The sequence below is a fragment of the Nannocystis punicea genome (genome assembly GCF_026965555.1).
GTDB classification, from domain to species: domain Bacteria; phylum Myxococcota_A; class Polyangia; order Nannocystales; family Nannocystaceae; genus Nannocystis; species Nannocystis punicea.
Genome location: NZ_CP114040.1, coordinates 1,039,716 through 1,059,227 on the forward strand (window position 1 = coordinate 1,039,716; position 19,512 = coordinate 1,059,227).

Here is a 19,512-nt window from a genome sequence, read left to right on the forward strand (position 1 = left end):
ATAGCTAACACACAGTTCGAAGGAAAGATTTCTCCTGGAAGGCCGTGAATTAGGCCTCTGCAGCGAACAGATCCGCGATGGGGGACAGGCCCCAGAGCTGGCGGCGGCTGGCGCGCATGAGTTGCGTGATTTTTGTCATTAAACTCTGATTTCGGTGCCGAAGGGGCCGCCGGTCACCAACAGCCGCGACCACTTCAGGTCGCGCGTTGTCGTCGAGCATCGCGGGGTCGAGCTAGCGGCCCGCGGCCATGTCGCCGCGCAGGATCATGCAGGTGCTGGCGAGGCGGGCGACGAGGCTCTGCTTGTCGTCGACGACGTCGCACTCGATGTAGCAGATCGTGCGGGTGCGCTTGACGATCCGCGCGTTGGCGGTGAGCAGCTGATTCCAAACCGGTTTGAAATAGTTGGCCTTGAGCTCGAGGGTGGTGAACGATTCGCCGCGCTCGAGGATCGAGCCGACGGCGGTGCCCATGGCGAGGTCGGCGAGGTCGCAGAGGACGCCGCCGTGGAGGGTGCCCATGGGGTTGGCGTGGCGCTCGGGGTCGGCCTGCAATTCGGCGACCGCGGCGCCGTCCTCGGCGCGGATCATGCGAATGCCGACGAGGCGGGCGATGGGCGGGTGGGGGAGCTCCCCGGCCATCACCCGCGCGAACCAGTCGCGCGGGTGAATGACCGGGGCGTCGCTCTTCGGCGGTGGATTGGTGGCAGTCGAAGACATGACTGGAGCTCCTGCGGTTTTAGACGCGCTCGACGATGACGGCGATGCCCTGGCCGCCGCCGATGCACATGGTGACGAGGCCGGTGGCGAGGTCGCGGCGCTCGAGCTCGTCGACGACGGTGCCGAGCAGCATGGCCCCAGTGGCGCCGAGCGGGTGGCCGAGGGCGATCGCGCCGCCGTTGACGTTGACGCGCTCGGGGTCGACGCCGAGGCTGCGCGTGGTCTCGAGCACGACCGCGGCGAAGGCCTCGTTGATCTCCCACAGGTCGATGTCGCCGACCTGCATGCCGGCCTGCTTCAGGGCCTTGCGCGACACCGGGGCCGGCGCGGTGAGCATGAGCACCGGGTCGCTGCCGATCGTGGCGATGCTCTTGACGATCGCCCGCGGCCTCAGGCCGTGCGCCCGCGCGAACTCCTCCGAGCCGATCAGCACGGCGGCGGCGCCGTCGGTCAGCGGGCTCGAATTGCCGGCGGTGTGCAGGTGCTCGATGCGCGGCGTGTCGGGGAATTGGGCCAGGGCGATCTGGTCGAGGGTGCGGCCGTCGGGGGTGACGGTCAGCTTGCCCACTTCGACGAACGACAGCGCGAGCTTGGCCAGGCCGGCGAGGCTGGTGTCGGGGCGCACCAGCTCGTCGCGGGCGAGCGCGACCTGGCCGGTGGCGGGGTCGACGACCGGGACGAGCGCGCGGGTGAAGCGGCCCTGCTCGACGGCGATGGTCGCCTTGCGGTGCGAGTCGGCGGCGAAGGCGTCGAGCTGCTGGCGGCTGAAGCCCTCGCGGGTGGCGATGAGGTCGGCGCTGATGCCCTGGGGGATCTGGAACACGCGCTCGCGTAGGCGGGCGTTGTTGCCGTCCTGGCCGGCGCCGTCGCTGCCCATCGGGACGCGCGACATGCTCTCGACGCCGCCGGCGACGATCAATTGTTGAAAGCCCGAGGCGGCGCCGTAGGCCGCCATGGCGACGGCCTGCAGGCCCGAGCCGCAGAAGCGGTTGAGCGAGACGCCGCTGACCTCTTGCGGCCAGCCGGCGGCCAGCACCGCGTTGCGGGCGATGTTGGCGCCCTGCTCGCCGACCTGCGACACGCTGCCGACGACCACGTCGTCGACGTCGGCGGCGGCGATGCCGGTATGCTGGACCAGGCCGTTCAGGGCCTGCGCCAGGAGCTCTTGCGGGTGAATGGCGCTGAGGCTGCCCTTGCCGGCCTTGCCGCGACCGCGGGGGGTGCGAACAGCGTCGAGGATGAGTGCCTTGCCCATGATTCATGTCCTCCGGGACTAATCGTTGGTGAACGCCTGGCGCGCGAAGTCGCGGCAGGCCTTGAGGATCTCGTCGGAAGTGGGAGTGCCCTTGAGGGCGCGCGCGAGGCTGAGGCCGCCGACCATCAGGGCGAGCAATGCGAGCGCGCGCTGGCGATTGGGGGCGGTGTCGTCGGCGATGCATTCGGCGAGGGCGTCGGCGTAGTCGCCGAGCTCGTGGGCCAGGGCCTCGCGCACCGGTTCGCCGGCCTGCGCCACGTCGGCGACCACGGCCGGGAGCGGGCAGCCCTCGCAGGGGTTGTCTCGGTGGCTGCGCGAGAGGTAGCGGCGGACCACGAAGGAGACCGCCTCGACGCCGCGCAGCTTGCCGGCGCCGGCGACCATGCCGCCCCACAGCTCGCGCAGCGACTGCCGCAGCGAGGCGGACACCAGCGCCTCCTTGGATTCGAAGTGAGCGTAGAAGCCGCCGACCGTGAGGCCGGCGCCCTTCATCACCTCGGCCACGCTGGCGCCGCCGATGCCGCGCTCGCGCAGCAGGCGGGTCGCCGAGGCGAGGATGTCTTGCCGGGTGCGCTCTTTCTGTTCGGTTCGGACGGTCACGGCGGGCCTCCTCGCGGACGGTTGGGATGACGCCTGTAATATGATGAGTGTCATTCGAGATGTCAAGCGGGGGCAGCGCCAGGGCCGCCTGCGCGGGGATGCGCATGTAGGCGCGGGGTGTACTCGGAGGGACCCCCACGGCGTGCGGGGTGGTGACGGATCACGGGGGCGCGAGGCGGTTTCGTCACGAAGTGGGGGTGATGCGATTGGCTTGCCGCGTGGGTCTCATCGCATAGAACCTGCGAGGTCCGCTCGTCATGCGCGTCGCGTCCGGGATGTTCTGCGTGCTCTTGTCGCTGTCGGCGTGCGGTCGGCTGGCGCCGCCGAAGGGCAGCGCCGGGGTCGAGGAGGGCGCGGCGAGCGCTGCCGATCCGGAGTCCTTCTATCGCGTCACGCGTCGTGACGAGCGGGAGTGCGAGGGGCTCGTGTGCGGCGGCTTCTCCGCCCGGCGCGTCGATCATGACACTGCAATATGTGGGGACGGATCGCGGCGGCGGGAGTGCCCGGTCGGCGTGATCGATCTGTCGGCGCTCGGCCTGGATGTCGGGCGCGAGCAGGAGCTGCGCGATGCAGTGGAGGACGGGCGGGCGCTGGTCCGCGGCACGCTGTCGCGGCCCGGCGCGCTGCTCGTCAGCGAGGGGTGGCTCGGTCGCACGGGGGCCGAGCCGAACGGCGCTTTCTATCGCCTCAACGGGATCTACGCCGGCTGCGAGGGCGAGCCGTGCCCGCTGGCGCACGCGTATCGGCTCAATGCCGGGTGGGACATGGTGATCGCGGGGCTCGACCTCGCGGGCACGGGGGTTTCGCCGGCCCTCGAGGAGCTGACCCGGCGGGCGATGCACGGCACGCCCGACGGGGTATTGGTGGCAGGGACGACGCGGTTCGTCCGCGGGCCCAACGGCAGCATGCAGGAATTGGTGGCCAGCGAGATCTACGCGCGGGCGATCCCCGCGGGCGGAGTCGCGTGCGCGGGGGGCATGTGCGCGCCGGGAGAGTTTTGTCAGACGCCGCCCGGGCAGTGCGACGCGATCGACCGCGGCACCTGCAGCGGTGCGAGCGGCCTGCACACCGTGGAGTTCGCGCCGGTGTGCGGCTGCGACGGCAAGACCTACTCGAACGACGGGGCGCGCTGGCTCGGACGCACGGGGCGGGCCCACGAGGGCGCGTGCAAGGCTCCGCCGCCGGCGAAGCCCATCACGCGGCGCGGGTCGAGCGCATCGTGATGCCCTGAGTTGATGGGACATGTTCTATGGGACATGTCCTTGGGAGTCGAAGCGAGGCCGGCGGCGGGCGCGGGCTCGGACGTCCCGAGCGGCCTCGTGGGACATTCGCGTGACATGTTTGTGAGGACATGTCGCCGCGGTCACGCGTCCGGGGGCGGCGATGTGGGGGCCGCGGCGCCGCGGGTGGGGGGGGTGCGTCGGGCAGCGGGGCGACGGATCGCGCCGCCGATGGGTTGTTTCGTCACGGACGGGCGGCGCGCCGGGGCTATTGCATCACGGGACTCATGGCATAGAACTCCCGCGCCTCGGACCGGGGCCATTCATCACCATGCGCATTTCATCGTTTGTCTTGTTCGCCTGTGCTTCTGTTTTGTCGCTCTCGCCGGCTTGCGACAGCCCCCCGCCGAAGAATCCCGAGCCGGAAGAGGACCACGATCAGAGCGGGCCCAGCGCCGCCGATCAGGAGACGTTCTACGTGGTGACCCGTCGTGACGTCCGCAAGTGCGCGGCGCCGGCCTGCGGCGGCTTCTACGTCCAGCGCGTCAATCAGGACAGCACCACCTGCGCGGATGGCAAGTCGGACAAGGAGTGCTATGTCGGCACCGTCGATCTGGCGGCGCTGAAGCTCGACGCGAACGGCCAGAACGCGTTCCTCGCGGCGTTCGCCGACGGGCACGCGCTCGTCCGCGGGACGATCGGGCGCGAGGCAGATCCGAATTTCGCCGATGTCGGGGTGCTTCAGGCCAGCGAGGGCTGGACGGGGCGCGCGGGGACGCAGCCGAAGGGGCACTTTTATCGCCTGCGCGGCATTCATGCCAAGTGCTCCGGCCTGCCGTGCCCGTCGGCGCACGCGCTCCGGCTCAACACCGGGTGGGACGCGCTGGTCGCAAGCGTCGACCTCGCGGCCAGCGGGGCGCCGCAGGAGGCCCAGGACGCCGCCAGCCAGGCGATGTACGAGACGCCCGAGGGCATCCTCGCCGCGGCCACGCCGTCGGAGGTGAGCGGGCCCAACGGGACGATGAAGGCGCTGGTGAGCAGTGAGTTCTACACCCGCGCGGGCGCGGCGGCCCCGGCTCCGAACCCCGAGTGCGGGGGGATCCGCGGGCTCTCGTGCGGCGAGGGCCAGTTCTGCGACCCCAGCCAGTGCGGCGGCGCGGACATCGGCGGGACCTGCCGGCAAAAGCCGGAGGCGTGCACGTTCGAGTACAGCCCGGTGTGCGGCTGCGACGGCAAGACCTACGGCAACGACTGCGCGCGCCTGTCGGCCGGGGTCGGCCTCGCGCACCCGGGCGAGTGCGAGAAGAAGTGAGCTGTCCGAACGGACAGGCGATCTCGCGGGCGCTCGCGCACGGCGGTGAGGTGGCCGAATCGGCGGCGCGGCGCTCGGGAGAGATGTCCGAAAGGACAGGAACTCACGAGCGCTCGCGCACGGCGGTGAGGTGGGCGAATCGGCGGGGCGGCGCTCGGGAGAGATGTCCGAAGGGACAGGAACTCACGAGCGCTCGCGCACGGCGGTGAGGTGGGCGAATCGGTGGGGCGGCGCTCGGGAGAGATGTCCGAAAGGATAGGTATTCGCGGGCGTTTGTGCACAGCGATGAGGTGGGCGAATCGGCGGCACGGCGCTCGGAGAAGATGTCCGAAGGGACAGGCTCTCGCGGGCCGCGAACGGCGGTGAGTCGGCGTGCGTCCGAATCAGCGGGGGTGCGCGCAATCGCGTTCGTGCTCGCCCAGGTCCATCGAGCATGCCCTTCGAGACATGCTGACGCCGAGGCGCGGAGCTGCGCGCGAGGATGCCCGTGATGACATGTCGGAAGGGACATGTCCTCAAGAGCTGACGCGGAGGACGGTGCCGAAGCGCTCGCGGCCGAGCTCGGGGGCGAGCGCGCCGGCGTGCCAGGCGGTGCGGCCGGCGACGAGGACGCGGCGGACGGCGGCGTCGTTGCGGCGCACCAGGCGGCGCAGCTCGCTGAACGGGCCGGCGGCGGCGGGCGGGGCGACCGGCTGCTCGTGGAGGGCGTCGAGGCGGTCGTCGAGGGCCTCGGGGTCGACGACCACGAGGTCGGCGCGGGCGCCGGGGGCGAGCACGCCGACGTCGAGGCCGAACCATCGCGCGAGCTCGCCGGTGACGCGGTGCACCGCGCGCTCGGGGCTCATGATCGGTCGGCCGCGCGCGGCCGCGGCCCGGACCATTCGCAACAGGCGCAGCGGGAAGTTGTAATAGGCCATGTTGCGCAGGTGCGCGCCGGCGTCGGAGAAGCCGATCTGGGCGTAGGGGTGGCGGACGATCCACTCGAGGCGGTCGGGGCGGTCGTTGGCGACGATCGTCTGCCAGCGCAGGGCGGTGCCGTGCTCGGCGACCAGGTCGAGGAGGGTGTCGATCGGGTCGCGCCCGCGCTCGGCGGCGACCTCGGCGAACGACTTGCCGACCAGCTGGTCTTCGGGACAGGCGAGAATCCGGGTGCGGCGGAGGTCGCGGTGGTAGGCGCGGCCGCGCAGGCGATCGCGCCACTGGCGGCGGAACCGCCGGCGATACTCGGGATCGCGCAGGAGGCCGGCGCGGGCGGCGGGGCGCTCGAGGTGGAGCGCCTCGGTGCCGGCGGCGAACTCCTCGAACACCGGGACCTCGATGCCGTCGACCCACATGTCGAACGGATTGGGCAGGGCCTGAAACCGCAGGTCGCCGCCGAACAAACGGTTGACGAGTCCCGCCAATACGCCGGCGACGCGGTGGACGCCGCGGGCGGGCGGGGCGTCCATCATGGCGATCAGGGTGGTCTTGAGGGCGGCGCGGCCGATGCCGGTGCTGAGCGCGGCGAACAGCAATACGTTGAGTTTGGTCGAGACGTCGGGCACGCCCTGGAGGACGCGGCCGCGGGCGCGCAGGACCGCGGCGAGGGCCCGATACTCCGACCACGAGGCGAACACGGAGGGGGTCGGGCGGCTGCGGAATTGCTCGCCGTCCATCTTGTCCCACGGCAGGGTGTTGATCGACAGGCCGAGGTAGCCGGCGTCGAGGGCCTCGTGCAGCAGGGCCGTCATGCGCGCGAGCTCGTCGGGGCGGGCGGCGGCGCGCGCGTCGAGGCTGCGGCCGAGGCCCATCGCGGCGGCGCGGATCGCCGAGTGACCGAGCAATGCGGCGACGTGCGGCCCGAGCGGCAGGCGCTCCAGGTGCTGTAAATAGCTCGCGGGCCCGTCCCAATCCTTGACGCGCGCCAGCATCGGCGCGACGCAGGCGCGGGGGATCCCCTCGACCCGGCAGAACATGTCGGCCAGCTCGTCCGGCGCGCCGATCGCCAGGCTCAGACCGCAGCTGCCGAGGAACACCGTGGTGACCCCGTGCCGCACGGATTCGCCGAGCGCCGGCCACAGCTCGAGCTCGGCGTCGTAATGCGTGTGGATGTCGATGAACCCGGGGGTGACCCAGCAGCCGCGCGCGTCGACCTCCTCGATGTCCTGTCCGACGGCCGAGTCCGGTGGCAACAGGGCCGCGACCGCGCCGCCGTCGACCAATACGTCGAGCGCGCGGGCCGGGTTGCCGAGGCCGTCGAACACCAAACCGCCGCGGAGGACCTGGGGGCGCAGGTGCATGGCTCAGCGTAACAGGCGGCGCGGGGGCCGGACAGCGCGCAGGGACCGCGACTGCGGAGATAGCTCTAAGGACAGGTGCGCGAGGAATCTACCGAGGGCCGAATCATGCGTGGCACGACGGCCGCGTCTGGGTGCTGGGGGCGACGCTCAGGCCAGCGGGGCGCCGGTTTCGGCGGAGGCGGAGACGGAGGCGGCGGCGGCGAAGACCTGATAGACGGTGTCGGGGCCCTCGCCCTCGCGGCGGATGGCGCCGGCCTTGACCAGGCGATTGAGCACGGCCCGCAGGTCGTCGGGCTGCAGGCCGACCCGCGGGCGCAGATCCTTGGCGCGGATCGGTTCGCTGGTGGTGCGCAGGGCGTTCATGACCAGAGTGTCGGGGTCGAAGCGATTGTGCTGGGCGAGCGTGCGATTCATGGCGCTGCGCACGACATCGACATTGCTGCGATCGGAGACCGGCGCGATCTCGAGCTGGGCGGGCTCCGGCCGGGGACGACGCGGGGCCGGCGGGGCCTCGCTGCGGGCCGCTCGCGGCGCCTCCAGGTCGGGGGCAGGGGCCTCGCGGCGCGCGTCGAGCTCGGGCGCCTCGATGGCCCTGGCGGCGTCGACGGCGGCGGCCTGGGCCTCCGCCAGGCCGCGGGGCGAGACCGGCGATTGCGGAGCGGACACCGACCGCAATCGCGGGCGGGGCGCCGCAGGCGAATCGACGGACCTGTCGGCGACGCGGGCGCGGCGCGGGCCTCTGGCGGCGGGTTCGGCGGGTTCGGCCGGCCGGGTGACCTCCGGGGCCGCGGTGCCGCCGAGCAGCGAGGACACCGGGAGGGCGCCGACGCTGCGTGCGGCGGGGCTGGTGAGGATCTCGCCGAGCTCGCGCAAGGTGAGACTGGGTAGTTCGTCCTGAATGAGCTGTAGGAACACCCGACGCTCGTGGTCCATCAGGGAGTCCCAGAGCTGGCGTTGAATCTGCTCGAACGTGGTCACACTCCGAGGTTACACGATCCGTGTAGAAACATCCATCGCAATCGTACGAGACAGTGATGCCGATGGCCGTCGCCGGACACTTGCGGCGAGCATGTGTCCGCTGCTGTCCGATCGACCAGACGAGGCCTCCAGATGCTGCACGTATCGGTCGCGGGGCGTGTGTCCGCGAATGACTCCATTGTGGTCAACGGCCCATTCGTCCATTGCCGCGCCGCATTGCCGGCGCGGTTCCGCACCGGATGAGGTATGATGATTGCCGACCTTCGATCAGAAGGCGGTTCGCTCGAGCTCGAAGTCGGCGAACGCCCAGGCGTCGAGGTAGTCGCGCTCGGCCTTCCGCGCGGCGGCCCTCTTCTTTTGCGCCGCCAGCGACTTCCACAGGCCGAAGTAGGCCCACCCGTTGTTGGGGTTTCGCGCCAGGTCGGCGCGGTACACGGCCTCGGCCTCGCGCGCGCGGCCGGCGTCGAGGAGGGCGGCGCCGAGGTAGTGACGGACCGGATAGAACCAATCGGCGGGCTCGTTGTAGGCGAGGGTGTCGGCGAGCGCGACGGCCCGCTCCCAGCGGGCGACCGTCTCCGGCGAGCGCTCGGCCTGGGCGGCGCGGGCGTCGACGATGTCGGCCGCGAGCTGCAGCACCCGCCTGCCCTGATTTTGGCCCGCGAGCTGGTCCTCGGGCAGCTGCCGCATGATGTCGCGGATCTGCATCGCCTCGGCGTAGGCGCCCTCGATCTCCTCGGTCGCCGCCAGCGCCATGCCCCGCGCGTGGTGCCACAGCGCGACCAGCGTCAGGTGCTTCGGGTCGGGCCTGGAGGCGCCGAACACCTCGTCCCAGCGGCCGAAGCGGACCATCACCAGCAGCGGCTCGGACAGGGAGAAGTCCATGCCGGGCATGCCGCACACGATGTCGCGCGGCATGTGCTCGGCCGACTTGCGCGCGGCCTCGAGCGACTCGGCGCTGCGCCCCTGCATGGCGGCGGCGTAGGCGAGGAACGCGTAATTGTGGGCGAGGTACAGCGGATAATAGCCGATCGGCTCGACGCGGGCGAGGTAGCGCTGATCGACCTGGATCGCGCGCCGGTTGGCCTCGGCGGCGTCGCCGTAGCGGCCGACCCGTTGATAGATGTGGGCCGGCATGTGGACCATGTGGCCGGCGCCCGGCATCAGCGCCGCGAGCCGGTCGGCGGCCTCGATGGCCCGCTCCGGCCGCGGCGAGGCCTCGACCGCGTGGATGTAGAAGTGATTGGCGCCAGGGTGGGAGTCGTCGCGCGCCAGCACCGACTCGAGGGTCTCGACGATCTCCAGGGTGCCCGGCGCGGCCTCGCCTTCGTTGCTCCACAGCCGCCACGGGTTGACGTTCATCAGCGCCTCGGCGAAGAGCGTCTGGACGTCGAGGTCGTCGGGGAAGCGCCTGGCGACGTCGCGCATCTCGCCGGCGTAGATCCGGTTATAGGTCTCCATCTCGGCCGGCGGCGCGTACTCCGAGCCCTTGAACCGGCGCGCCAGCGCGGCCACCAGCGCGGCCTCCACCGGCTGCCCGTATTGCGCGTGCTCCTGCGCCCGCGTGACCGCGTCCCAGGCGGCGTGCGCCCGGTCCGGCAGCATCGGGATGTTGTAATTGGGGCCGAGCGCGTAGGCGACTCCCCACAGACACATCGCGCAGCTGGGGTCGAGCTCGACGGCGCGGGCGAACGAGCGCGCCGCCTCGTCGTGGTTGAATCCATAGAGGAGATTCAGGCCCTGATCGAAGAATGCCTGGGCCTGTGGTGATTGCGTGGTGACCCGCCGGGTGTGGTCGCCGAGGTCGCCCAGCAGCTCTGCGCCCCGCGCCAGCGACTTCAGGGTCCAGGACTCGCCGCCCCCCGGGTCGCTCGCCTGGCCGGTACCGACGGCCCCTGAACCGCCGCTGCCCGGCGGATCGGCGGCCGGGTCGCCGACGTGCCGACCACAGGCGCAGAGGGCCACCACGGCGATCGTTCGAGCTCGAGACATGACAGCTTCCGCCGCTCAAGGTACGCCGAGTCGCTGGTCGCGCCCGAGAGGTCGCCAGGGCCGCTGCGAGCGCTCGACGCCGCGGGGCGCCAGAGACCGGGTCGGCCAGGCCACGGCCGCCGTCGGCGCCGTCCTGCGGGGGGCGCGCTCGCGGAGGCGGGCTGCCTTCTCGTCATCGCGCCAGCGGTCGCAGCCTCGCGGCAGCTCGCACAGGTCGCGGTGAGGTCGGCCGAGGCGGCGGAGCTGCGCGCAGACCGTGACGCGAGTCGCAGGGCGCTGATCGCGGGCGCGTACAAGAATCGCAGCGACTGCAGCTACTGTAGATACGGTCGATTCGCGGGGGGTCCCGCGAGGGGCGGTCGCCGGCGGCACCGCACACTGCGCGCGCGGTGTCAGTTTCTGCCGCGCGGGCCGTGCATCGAATCATCACCGACCTCGACGCCGGCGCGGCGCTGCAGGGCGGATCGCTTCATCGCCGATCTGCCCTGCCGTCAATCGCGGCCGGGCTAGTTGCTCCCCTTCGGGTACTGCATGTACACGTCGCCGGCCTTGAGGTTGGTACGGACCTTGATTGTCTGCTTGCGAGCGCTCATCACCGATGAGCTTACGGGACGGCCCGTTGGCCGCCAACTCGCGGCGGAGCGAGGGCGCCGGACACCAGCCCGGGGAGCAGGTGATCGCGCAGCTCGACCAGGGCGCGCGACTCCTGGCGGGCGTGGTCGATGCGCGCGAGCAGCGGGCGCGTCACGTCGGTGAAGGCGAGCCGCAGCCGCTCGGGCGGGAGCGCGATGGTGTGGTCGAGCACCGCGTCGCGCGGCAGCGCCAACACCGTGGTGCCGGAGGCGAAGCCGGCCGCGCGCGCGCGGAACTCGGGCTGTTGCAAGGCGAAGTAGACGAACTCGCGCCAGCACTCGCGGCCGGGCAAAAACCGCACTGCGAAGGCGTGGTGCGAGAACAGCACCGGACTTTCGCCCAGGTCCGGGACCCGCAGCGGCGCGCCGAGCAGCTCGCGGCGCTGCGTCAGGTCGGTGTTGGCGATCAGGAGGTCGCCCGGGACGACCATGTGGCGCGATTGATGCCGGCCGCCGTAGCGCCGCGGGACATCCTCGAGGTCGAGCTCGGGCCGCGCGCTGAAGTCCCCGAGGCCGAGCAGGCGCATGCCGGTGTCGCCGAGCAGCTCGCCGCGGTACGACAGGCCCTTGTCGAGGTCGAACAGGTCACCGAGGCGGACGAGCTTCCAGTCGCGCGGCGTGGGGCGCTCGACGAAGTGCGCGCGGAAGCGGGCGCCGGCGAGCTCGGCCAGGGTCGCGCACAGGCGGTCGTTGAGCTCGACCTTGTCGTCGAGGGCCCCGAGCGCGTCGACGATCGCCTCCTGCCGGCGCGGCGGCGGCAGGACGATCGGGATCCGCACCAGCCCCGACTTGGTGAGGATCGGCTGGGCCGACCCGCCGGCGGAGGCCCGCAGCTCGCGCTGACGCGATCGCAGGTCGTAATAGACATAGCGCGGACAATTGGGCGGATCGACGACGAGCGCGGCCAACTGCTGATTGATGGCAGCGTCGACGCCGGCGCAGGCGGTCTTGCCGAGGTCGGCGCCGATGCAGGTCAGGAGGACGCTGCCCTTCGGCACCCGCGAGGCGCCGATCAGGCGCGCGCCGAGCTCGGTCAAGGTGCGGGCGGCGCTGTCGATGGTGCGCCGGCCATCGAGGTCGGTGGGCGTGATGAAGGGGACGGGGCCGCCGAAGTGGGCCGGATCGTCGGCCGGGGGGGTGCCGCCGATGACGATCCGCCCGAGCGCGCCGAGGCTGCTGACGCGGCGCTCACTCACGGTCGAGCTCCCGGACGAGGTCGCGGAGCCGGCGATCGAGCTCGGCGGCGGTGACGAGTTGAGCGTCGAGCGCCTCGGTGAGCCGGCGCATGCGGTCGGCGTACGGCTCGGTCGGCGTGGGCTCGGCGGCGGTGCCGACGTAGCGCCCCGGCGTGAGCACGAACTCCTGCCCGGCGATCTCGCCGAGGTCGACGGCGCGCGAGAAGCCGGGCACTTCCACCGGCCGCTTCGGCTGTTCGGACGAGGCTGCGACGTCCGGCTCGTCACGCCAGGCGCGGTAGGTGCCGGCGATCGTGTCGATGTCGGCGGGCGACAGCTCGCGCATGGTGCGGGTGACCATGGTGCCGAGGTTGCGCGCGTCGATGAAGAGGAGCTCGTTGCGACGGTCGCGGCCGTCGCCGCCGCGCTTGTCGTCGGCGAAGATCCACAGGCAGGCCGGGATCGAGGTGGCGTAGAACAATTGCGAGGGCAGGGCGACGACGCAGTCGAGCTTGTCGGCCTCGACGATCGCGCGGCGGATGTCGCCCTCGCCCGAGCGGCGCGAGCTGAGGCTGCCGCACGCGAGCACCACGCCGGCGGCGCCGCGCGGCGCGAGGTGATGCAGCACGTGCTGGACCCACGCGAAGTTGGCGCAGCGCGACGGCGGCAGGCCGAAGCGCCAGCGCGGATCTCTCTGCTCCGGCTCGCCCCACGCGCTGGCGTTGAACGGCGGGTTGGCGAGGATGTACTCGGCCTTCAGGTCAGGATGGAGGTCGCGGCGCAGGGTGTCGCCGGGCCCGGGGCCGAGGTCGCCCTGCAGGCCGCGGAGCGCGAGGTTCATCTTCGCCAGCCGCCAGGTGGTCGGGTTCGACTCCTGTCCGAAGAGACAGATGTCGGGCCGGGCGCTGTGCACGAACATGCCGCCGCTGCCGCAGCACGGGTCGTAGACCCGACCGGACTGCGGAGCGAGCATGGCGACGAGCAGCTGGACGACGCCGCGCGGGGTGTAGAACTGGCCGCCCTTGCGGCCCTCGGCGCTGGCGAACTCGGCGAGGAAGTACTCGTAGATCCGCCCGAGCAGGTCGCGGTCGCCGGCGATGTCGACGCTGCCGACCAGACCGACCAGCTCCTTGAGACAGGCGGGCTCGAGGCCCGAGCGCTCGTACCGGGGAGTGAGCACGCCCTTCAGCGAGGGGTTGTCGGTCTCGATGGCCCGCAGGGCGGCGTCGAGGTGCTCGCCCAGCTCCGGGCTGCTGCTCGCGGCCGCCAGCTCCGGCCAGCCGGTCGAGGCCGAGGCCCAGCGCAGGAACACCAGCCCGAGCACGATGTGCTTGTACGCCGCCGCGTCGAGGTGATGCCGGAGCTTGTTCGCCGCGAGCCAGAGCTGGCGCTCGAGGGTCGTGTCGTCGCGGCGCGCTCGGGGAAGCATTCGGCGCGAGAATACGCCGACTTTGCCGCGGGGGGCGCGCAATCGCGCATGAGGCAGAACACGCCGCAACCCGGCTGCAGACGCCCGGCGCCGCTGGGGTGAACTTGCCGATGCAACGACCAGAGCGGGTGTTCAGGTCGCGGCCGGCCCGAGGGCCGGAGCCCCACCGCTGCGCGCTTTCGCGGTGCGCGTCGGCGATCGCGGAGGCGGGGAGAGTCGAGCAAATCGTGTGAACGAGCATACATGCGCGGCAATCACCGCTCGAACATTGGTCATTCCCAGGGGGTGACGAGCACCGGTCATTCCGCGGTCCGAGGAGCGTGATCGCCGCCGCGCACCTGTCTTTTGAGACATGGAACAGAAGATCTACACCGGCGCCGGCTCCGCGATTCAGGGGGCGATGGACACCGGTCATTCCGGGGTCCGAGGAGCGTGATCGCCGCACTCACCTGTCCTTTGAGGCGTGGAAACGGCGGTGTCGGGCCGGCGCCGGCTCCGCATTTTTGATCGAGGTGATTCCCGCACGCGAATGCGGCCGGCGCGGGGGTCGCCCTGATACGAGATGGCGCCTGACCCGCCGTTTTGATGCGCTCTTGATGGCGCTTCGTGACGCCGATCGCATGAACGGACCATGGCGAAAAAAATGGTCATCGCAGTGGGCCTATTCCTCGCGGCCTGCGGGCAGGAGAACGCAGATACGGCGACGCTGAGCGACGGCGGTACGTCGATTGTGACGGGAGGCGACTCGTCGCCCTCCGGCACGGCGGATGCTCCGACCACGGGCGGGTCGAATTCACAGGGGCTCTCGACCTCCGCGGAGGGCAGCGATTCGCTGAGCGATTCCGCCAGCAACAGCATGTCGCCGACAGACAGCGCGAGCGCGACGGACAGCGCGAGCGCGTCGGACAGCGCGAGCGCGACGGACAGCGCGAGCGCGACGGACGGCGCGAGCGCGACGGACGGCGCGAGCGCTTCAAATAGCGCGTCGAACAGCGCGAGCGTGTCGGAGAGCGCGAGCGTATCGGAGAGCGCGAGCGTGTCGGAGAGCGTATCGGAGAGCGCGAGCGTGTCGGAGAGCGCATCGGACAGCGTATCCGCGTCGGACAGCGCGTCGGACAGCGCGTCGGACAGCGCGAGCGCGTCGGACAGCGCGTCGGACACGGAGAACGACACTCCGCTGGACTGCTCGCCGCGGGTGTGCGAGTTCGACGGCAAGATCCACCAGTGTGGTGATTGCGACGACAACGACGGCGACGGCGACGTCGATTGCACCGACACGGAGTGCTTCGGGCCGTGCGACGACAGCGAGGAGGAGTTCGGCTCCCCGCTCGAGGACAAGGACCCCTGCAAGCAGGACTGCTACTTCGACGGCAACGCCGGCCAGGGCGGCGGCGATTGCCAGTGGAACCTCAAGTGCGACCCGCTCGAGCCGGGCGGCCCGCTCTGCAAGTACAACCCGAACCTCGACACCTTCCCCGACGACCCCGACAACTACGGCAAGTGCGTCGACGGCGACCGGGACAACTGCGCCGGCAGCTGCGCGCCGCCGAACGGGTGCGACTGCTTCGGCTGCTGCACCATCGACGGCGTCGACCGCTTCATCGGCAGCCCTGGCTGCAAGGCCGACGACCTGGCGGCGTGCAACGAGTGCACCAAGCAGAACGACCTGTGCGGCAACCCCTGCGACGACGGCGAGACCTGCTACCCCGAGGTCGAAGCGTCGCAGTGCTGAGCCGAATCGCCGCAGCGCGGCCGCGGATGCGCCGGCTCGCGGAGCTCGCGGGCGAGCGGCCGCGTTCGTTGAATGTCGGATAAGACATGTCCTACAGGACAGCTCTATCGCCCGCGAGCGAGCAGGGTGGCGAGGAGACGCCGGCCGTCATCGATGACGATGACGGTCGGCGTGGCCGCGGTCGTGACCGGCTCAGCCGCCGGGGATCCGCAGCGACAGCAGGTGCTCGACGAGGGCGCTCTGCTCGGCCGGCGTGAAGCCGGCGCCAGGGTCGACCCAGAACTCGTGGCCGACGCCGCGCACGTGCAGCTCCCAGCGCGCGGTGTCGGCGTGGTTGGCCGCGATCACGCGGGCCCGCAGCTCGCGGTCGAGGAGCGCGCGGAGGCTGGCGCGCGGGTCGAGGGGGAAGCCGCGGGCGCGGATGTTGCCGACACCGACGACGCTCTCGCCAGGCGCGACGGCGACGCCGCCGTCGTGCAAGTAAGGCGCGCTCCACCACAAGCCGACGAGGCCGGGGATCTTGTACCCACTCTGGCCATTGGCGCGCGCGGGGTCGGTGCCGACGCGGGCGTGCGGGAGCACGGACTGAGTGGTGTAGGCCGGGCCCGAGTGACAGCGCTCGCAGCCGGCGCGGGCGAACACCTCGCGGCCGCGGGCCGCAGCGGCGGCGTCGACGACGACCTCGGGCGGACGCAACGCGTCCTGCCACGCGGCCATGGCGACGATCCGCTCCCACTCCGGCGGCTCGACGTACGGCGCGCTGACTGCGTGCAAGGCGGTGGGGCCGTTGATGTAGAGGGCGAGGCCGGACAGCGGCCCGGCGCGCGAGGAGCCGGTCCAACCATACGGCGCCTCCTCGTGGACGAAGACGTCGGGGATCCGCGTCGGGTTGGCGGCGCCGTCGAGGGTGGCGTCGAAGCTGCCCGGCGGCCACGCGGCGAGCGTGCGATCGACGGCCGCCTCGACCTCGACGGGCTCGGGGCCGGGGCCGACCTCGGTGTGCGCGCGGAAGGCCGCGCTGTTCGGCGCCAGCGCGAGGAGCAGCCCGGCCTGCAGGTCGCTGTTGGCCGCGCCGTGGATCACCTGCCGCGTCTCGGGATCGACCGTCGAGTGACACAGCGCGCAGGTGATGCCGACGCGGACCTCGTAGCGCGTCATGTGCACGACCACGCCGAGCGGCAAGAACGAGCCGGCGGCGACGTCGAGGCCGGTGCCGATCTTGCTGCCGCGCGCGTAGGTCTGACCGCCGATCGTGACGTCCTCGCTCAGCTCGATCTCGAGGTCGGTGGTGCCCGCGCCGCGCAGCTTGAACAGGGCCCGCGCGGCCGGCCACGCCCGCAGCGGCCCGCTCAGCACCCCCATCACGTCGCTGAAGAACACCTCGTTGCCGAAGTCCTCGCCGTAGAAGTCGCGCCGCCCGCGGGCGAGGTCGGCGGCGTCGACCGCGGCCGAGGCCACCTCATGGTTGAGCGAGGCCTTGTCGCCCGGGCGCGAGGCGCACGACCACGGGATCAGCCCGACAAAGGTGACGGCGGCGGCGAGCGCGATGGCGGCGATCGCCACGGGACGGCGCCAACGAGGCCGACGGACGTGGAATACGCGAACTGCTGCCATGGCACCTCCCCTCTCGTCGCCTGTCCCCGGGGACTGGTGACGTACGGTAGAACCATGGGGCAGGCCCACGGGCGTTCAACCACACGCAGACAGGCGTAGAAGCCGCCTCGTGCGGGCGCGGAGGATCTTCGCGGGAGATGTGCGTGTCCCGACGCGAGGCGGGGCTCATGGATCATGGGCGCGGCCTCCGCCCGCGTGAGGCCCCGTCCGCGAGCCCACCGCCGCGAGCAGGCCCGCGCCCTTTCACCGCCGCTGCAAGGTGGCCCGCATGCCGCCCGCGGGACGCAGCGTGATCGAGAATTGCGGGCGCGGGCGATCGGCGGGGCGGACGACCGGGCGCCAGCGGCGAGCGAGCGTGGCGAGCACCAGCACGAGCTCGAGCAAGGCGAAGTTGTTGCCGATGCACAGGCGCGGGCCGCCGCCGAACGGGAAGTAGGCGAAGCGGGGGATCCGTCGCGCGAGGTCGCCGTCCCACCGCTCGGGCTCGAACGAGTCCGGCCGCGGGAAGTGCCGCGCGTCGCGGTGCGCCGCCCACTGGAACATCCACAGCTGGGCGCCGCGCGGGACGGCGACGCCGCCGAGCTCGAGATCCTCGAGCGCCTCGCGGCCGATGCTCCACGCCGGCGGGTACAGCCGCATGCTCTCGTGCACGACCCAGTCGGTGTACCGCAGCGCCGGTACGTCGGCGAGCGTCGGCGGCCGGTCGCCCAGCACGCTGTCGAGCTCGGCGCGCAGCCGGTCCCACGCCGCCGGGTGCTGCGACAGGAGCATCCACGTCCACGTCAGCGCCAGCGCGGTGGTCTCGTGGCCGGCGACGAACAGGATGAACGCCTCGTCGCGCAGCTGCTCGTCGGTCATCCCCCCGCCCTCGTCGTCGCGCGCGCGCAGCAGCATCGACAGCAGGTCGCCCTCGTCGCGGCCGCTCGCGCGGCGGGCGGCGATGATGCCGCGCATGGCGCCGTCGATGCGCGCGCGCGCCTCGTGGAAGCGGCGGTTCTTCGGCAGCGGCACGCGGGCGAGCCACGGCGCGAAGGCGTAGGTCGGGTCGGAGAAGCGGGCCATGATGACGTCGAGCGAGCTGCCGATGGTCTCGGCGATGGCCCGGTCGACGCCGGAGGAGAACAGGGTGGCGGCGACGATGTCGAGGGTGAGGCGCATCATCGCCGCGTGGATGTCGAGCACCTGTCCTTCGCGCCAGGTGGACGCGAGGCGCTCGGCGTGTTCGACCATGACCGCGCCGTAGCCGGCGATCCGCTCGCGGTGGAAGGCGGGCTGGGCCAGCCGCCGCTGGCGGCGCCAGAACTCGCCGTCGCTGACGAGCAGGCCGTTGCCGGTGACGAGCGAGAGGTCGCGGGTGAAGCGGTCCTTGATGAAGAGCTTGCTGCGGCCGACCAGCACCTCGTCGATGAGGTCGGGGTCGGCGACGAAGTAGGGCGAGAACCCGAGCATGCGGACCTGGTGGATCGGCGCCGCCGCGGTGTGTCGGGCGATGAACTGCTCGGGCCGCAAGGCCAGGTGCAGCATGTTGCCGGGGCCCTGCAGCGGCCGGGGGAGCGAGATGTCGAGCATACGCGACGGCACGATAGCGGAGAGATCTCGACGCGTCCACGCGAGGCCGTCAGGGGCCGCGCAGGACGCAGCTCTCGCGCGCCGGCGCGGCATGGTCTTGGGGTCATGTACGGACGACCGTCCGGGCCCGCCCGCGCGCCGCGCTGGTCGCCACGGCCTGTCGTTTGGACATACGATGCCGCCATGGACCCACTCCACGCCGCGTTCTTCGCCTGCCTCGGCGCCGCGTCCCTGTGCTGGCTGCTCGGCACGCTCACCCGCGAGTACTCGTGGGTCGACCGCTTGTGGTCGATCCTCCCGCCCGCGTACGTCGCATGGTTCGCGTCGCAGTCGGGCTGCGACGACCCGCGCCTGCGTGCGATGACGATCCTCGCGGCGCTGTGGGGCGCGCGGCTGACCTACAACTTCGCGCGCAAGGGCGGCTACGCGCCCGGCGGCGAGGACTACCGCTGGATCGAGCTGCGCCGCCGCCTGCCGCCGCCGGTGTTCGCGGTGTTCGCCCTGGTGTTCATCGCGTTCATCCAGAACATCCTGCTCCTGCTGCTGGCGCTGCCGGCCTACGTGGCGGCGTCGCCGACGGCGGCGCCGTGGGGCTGCCTCGATACCGTGGCGACGATCGTGTTCCTGCTCCTGCTCGCCGGCGAGACGATCGCCGACCAGCAGCAGTGGCGGTTCCACGCCGCCAAGCGCGCCCGCGGCGACGCCTACGGGCCCAAGTTCCTGACCCGCGGCCTGTTCCGCTACTCCCGCCACCCGAACTTCTTCTGCGAGGTGTCGATGTGGTGGACGTTCTATCTGTTCTCGGTGGCGTCCGGCGCGGGCCTCGTCAACGTGTCGATCGCCGGGCCCGTGGTGCTGACGCTGCTGTTCCACGGGTCGACCGCGTTCACCGAGCAATTGTCGCGGGCGAAGTATCCGACCTACGCCGACTATCAGCGCACCACGTCGCGGCTGATCCCCTGGTTCCCGCGTCGCTGAGCGCGGGCGCGGCGACACGACCGCGATTGAGC

General features: G+C 71.7%; 16 protein-coding genes. 4 read left to right on the forward strand and 12 right to left on the reverse strand.

What is annotated here, in order from left to right; all coding sequences use genetic code 11:
- Positions 1–49: 49 nt before the first annotated feature.
- From O0S08_RS03935 to O0S08_RS03950, 4 genes are read right to left on the reverse strand one after another with little or no spacing between them, the layout of a single operon-like run.
- Positions 50–220 (reverse strand): hypothetical protein, encoded by a 171-nt coding sequence (locus tag O0S08_RS03935; RefSeq protein WP_269037619.1) that lies wholly within the window; start codon positions 218–220, stop codon positions 50–52.
- A 12-nt stretch (positions 221–232) separates the two neighbouring features.
- Positions 233–718: a PaaI family thioesterase gene (locus tag O0S08_RS03940; protein ID WP_269037620.1), complete on the reverse strand. Its 486-nt coding sequence runs from the start codon at positions 716–718 to the stop codon at positions 233–235.
- A gap of 19 nt (positions 719–737) precedes the next feature.
- A complete protein-coding gene (locus tag O0S08_RS03945) occupies positions 738–1,973 on the reverse strand; it encodes an acetyl-CoA C-acetyltransferase (RefSeq protein WP_269037621.1) in 1,236 nt (411 codons plus the stop codon).
- Positions 1,974–1,991: 18 nt separating this feature from the next.
- Positions 1,992–2,573 (reverse strand): TetR/AcrR family transcriptional regulator, encoded by a 582-nt coding sequence (locus O0S08_RS03950; protein WP_269037622.1) that lies wholly within the window; start codon positions 2,571–2,573, stop codon positions 1,992–1,994.
- 257 nt (positions 2,574–2,830) lie between these two features.
- Between O0S08_RS03950 and O0S08_RS03955 the strand changes: the two genes are divergently transcribed.
- Both O0S08_RS03955 and O0S08_RS03960 read left to right on the forward strand, forming a co-directional pair.
- Positions 2,831–3,796 (forward strand): DUF6748 domain-containing protein, encoded by a 966-nt coding sequence (locus O0S08_RS03955; protein ID WP_269037623.1) that lies wholly within the window; start codon positions 2,831–2,833, stop codon positions 3,794–3,796.
- Between the two features lie 370 nt (positions 3,797–4,166).
- On the forward strand, positions 4,167–5,105 hold the full coding sequence (locus tag O0S08_RS03960) for a Kazal-type serine protease inhibitor family protein (RefSeq protein WP_269037624.1): 939 nt from the start codon (positions 4,167–4,169) through the stop codon (positions 5,103–5,105).
- Positions 5,106–5,620: 515 nt separating this feature from the next.
- On the opposite strand, the gene O0S08_RS03965 is transcribed toward O0S08_RS03960, so the two are convergent.
- The 6 genes from O0S08_RS03965 to O0S08_RS03990 all read right to left on the reverse strand — a co-directional run bounded on the left by O0S08_RS03965 (position 5,621) and on the right by O0S08_RS03990 (position 14,748).
- Entirely contained in the window at positions 5,621–7,384 is a 1,764-nt protein-coding gene (locus O0S08_RS03965) for an N-acyl-D-amino-acid deacylase family protein (protein ID WP_269037625.1), read from the reverse strand.
- Positions 7,385–7,531: 147 nt separating this feature from the next.
- Entirely contained in the window at positions 7,532–8,362 is an 831-nt protein-coding gene (locus O0S08_RS03970) for a hypothetical protein (protein ID WP_269037626.1), read from the reverse strand.
- A 267-nt stretch (positions 8,363–8,629) separates the two neighbouring features.
- A complete protein-coding gene (locus tag O0S08_RS03975) occupies positions 8,630–10,351 on the reverse strand; it encodes a tetratricopeptide repeat protein (protein WP_269037627.1) in 1,722 nt (573 codons plus the stop codon).
- 604 nt (positions 10,352–10,955) lie between these two features.
- Positions 10,956–12,179, reverse strand: a complete 1,224-nt coding sequence (locus O0S08_RS03980) for a restriction endonuclease subunit S (RefSeq protein WP_269037628.1) — start codon at positions 12,177–12,179, stop codon at positions 10,956–10,958.
- Positions 12,172–13,587 carry a type I restriction-modification system subunit M gene (locus O0S08_RS03985; RefSeq protein ID WP_269037629.1) on the reverse strand — a complete coding sequence of 472 codons (1,416 nt, stop codon included), beginning with the start codon at positions 13,585–13,587 and terminating at the stop codon, positions 12,172–12,174. The genes O0S08_RS03980 and O0S08_RS03985 overlap by 8 nt, the downstream gene beginning before the upstream one ends.
- 411 nt (positions 13,588–13,998) lie before the next feature.
- Positions 13,999–14,748: a hypothetical protein gene (locus O0S08_RS03990; protein ID WP_269037630.1), complete on the reverse strand. Its 750-nt coding sequence runs from the start codon at positions 14,746–14,748 to the stop codon at positions 13,999–14,001.
- A gap of 34 nt (positions 14,749–14,782) precedes the next feature.
- Between O0S08_RS03990 and O0S08_RS03995 the strand changes: the two genes are divergently transcribed.
- Complete coding sequence (locus O0S08_RS03995; protein ID WP_269037631.1) at positions 14,783–15,319, forward strand: hypothetical protein; 537 nt, start codon at positions 14,783–14,785, stop codon at positions 15,317–15,319.
- Between the two features lie 192 nt (positions 15,320–15,511).
- Here the strand turns inward: O0S08_RS03995 and O0S08_RS04000 are convergent, their stop codons facing one another.
- Positions 15,512–16,882, reverse strand: coding sequence for a hypothetical protein (locus O0S08_RS04000; RefSeq protein ID WP_269037632.1), 1,371 nt, complete (start codon positions 16,880–16,882; stop codon positions 15,512–15,514).
- Between the two features lie 294 nt (positions 16,883–17,176).
- Positions 17,177–18,502 carry a cytochrome P450 gene (locus O0S08_RS04005; protein WP_269037633.1) on the reverse strand — a complete coding sequence of 442 codons (1,326 nt, stop codon included), beginning with the start codon at positions 18,500–18,502 and terminating at the stop codon, positions 17,177–17,179.
- 183 nt (positions 18,503–18,685) lie between these two features.
- Between O0S08_RS04005 and O0S08_RS04010 the strand changes: the two genes are divergently transcribed.
- Positions 18,686–19,480 carry a DUF1295 domain-containing protein gene (locus O0S08_RS04010; protein WP_269037634.1) on the forward strand — a complete coding sequence of 265 codons (795 nt, stop codon included), beginning with the start codon at positions 18,686–18,688 and terminating at the stop codon, positions 19,478–19,480.
- Positions 19,481–19,512: the final 32 nt, after the last annotated feature.

What these genes read in the sequence shown, in the direction of transcription:
- O0S08_RS03935 (WP_269037619.1), bottom strand. Translation starts at nt 220, where the DNA reads ATGCTCGACGACAACGCGCGACCTGAAGTGGTCGCGGCTGTTGGTGAC.
- O0S08_RS03940 (WP_269037620.1), bottom strand. Translation starts at nt 718, where the DNA reads ATGTCTTCGACTGCCACCAATCCACCGCCGAAGAGCGACGCCCCGGTC.
- O0S08_RS03945 (WP_269037621.1), bottom strand. Translation starts at nt 1,973, where the DNA reads ATGGGCAAGGCACTCATCCTCGACGCTGTTCGCACCCCCCGCGGTCGC.
- O0S08_RS03955 (WP_269037623.1), top strand. Translation starts at nt 2,831, where the DNA reads ATGCGCGTCGCGTCCGGGATGTTCTGCGTGCTCTTGTCGCTGTCGGCG.
- O0S08_RS03965 (WP_269037625.1), bottom strand. Translation starts at nt 7,384, where the DNA reads ATGCACCTGCGCCCCCAGGTCCTCCGCGGCGGTTTGGTGTTCGACGGC.
- O0S08_RS03975 (WP_269037627.1), bottom strand. Translation starts at nt 10,351, where the DNA reads ATGTCTCGAGCTCGAACGATCGCCGTGGTGGCCCTCTGCGCCTGTGGT.
- O0S08_RS03985 (WP_269037629.1), bottom strand. Translation starts at nt 13,587, where the DNA reads ATGCTTCCCCGAGCGCGCCGCGACGACACGACCCTCGAGCGCCAGCTC.
- O0S08_RS04005 (WP_269037633.1), bottom strand. Translation starts at nt 18,502, where the DNA reads ATGCTCGACATCTCGCTCCCCCGGCCGCTGCAGGGCCCCGGCAACATG.
- O0S08_RS04010 (WP_269037634.1), top strand. Translation starts at nt 18,686, where the DNA reads ATGGACCCACTCCACGCCGCGTTCTTCGCCTGCCTCGGCGCCGCGTCC.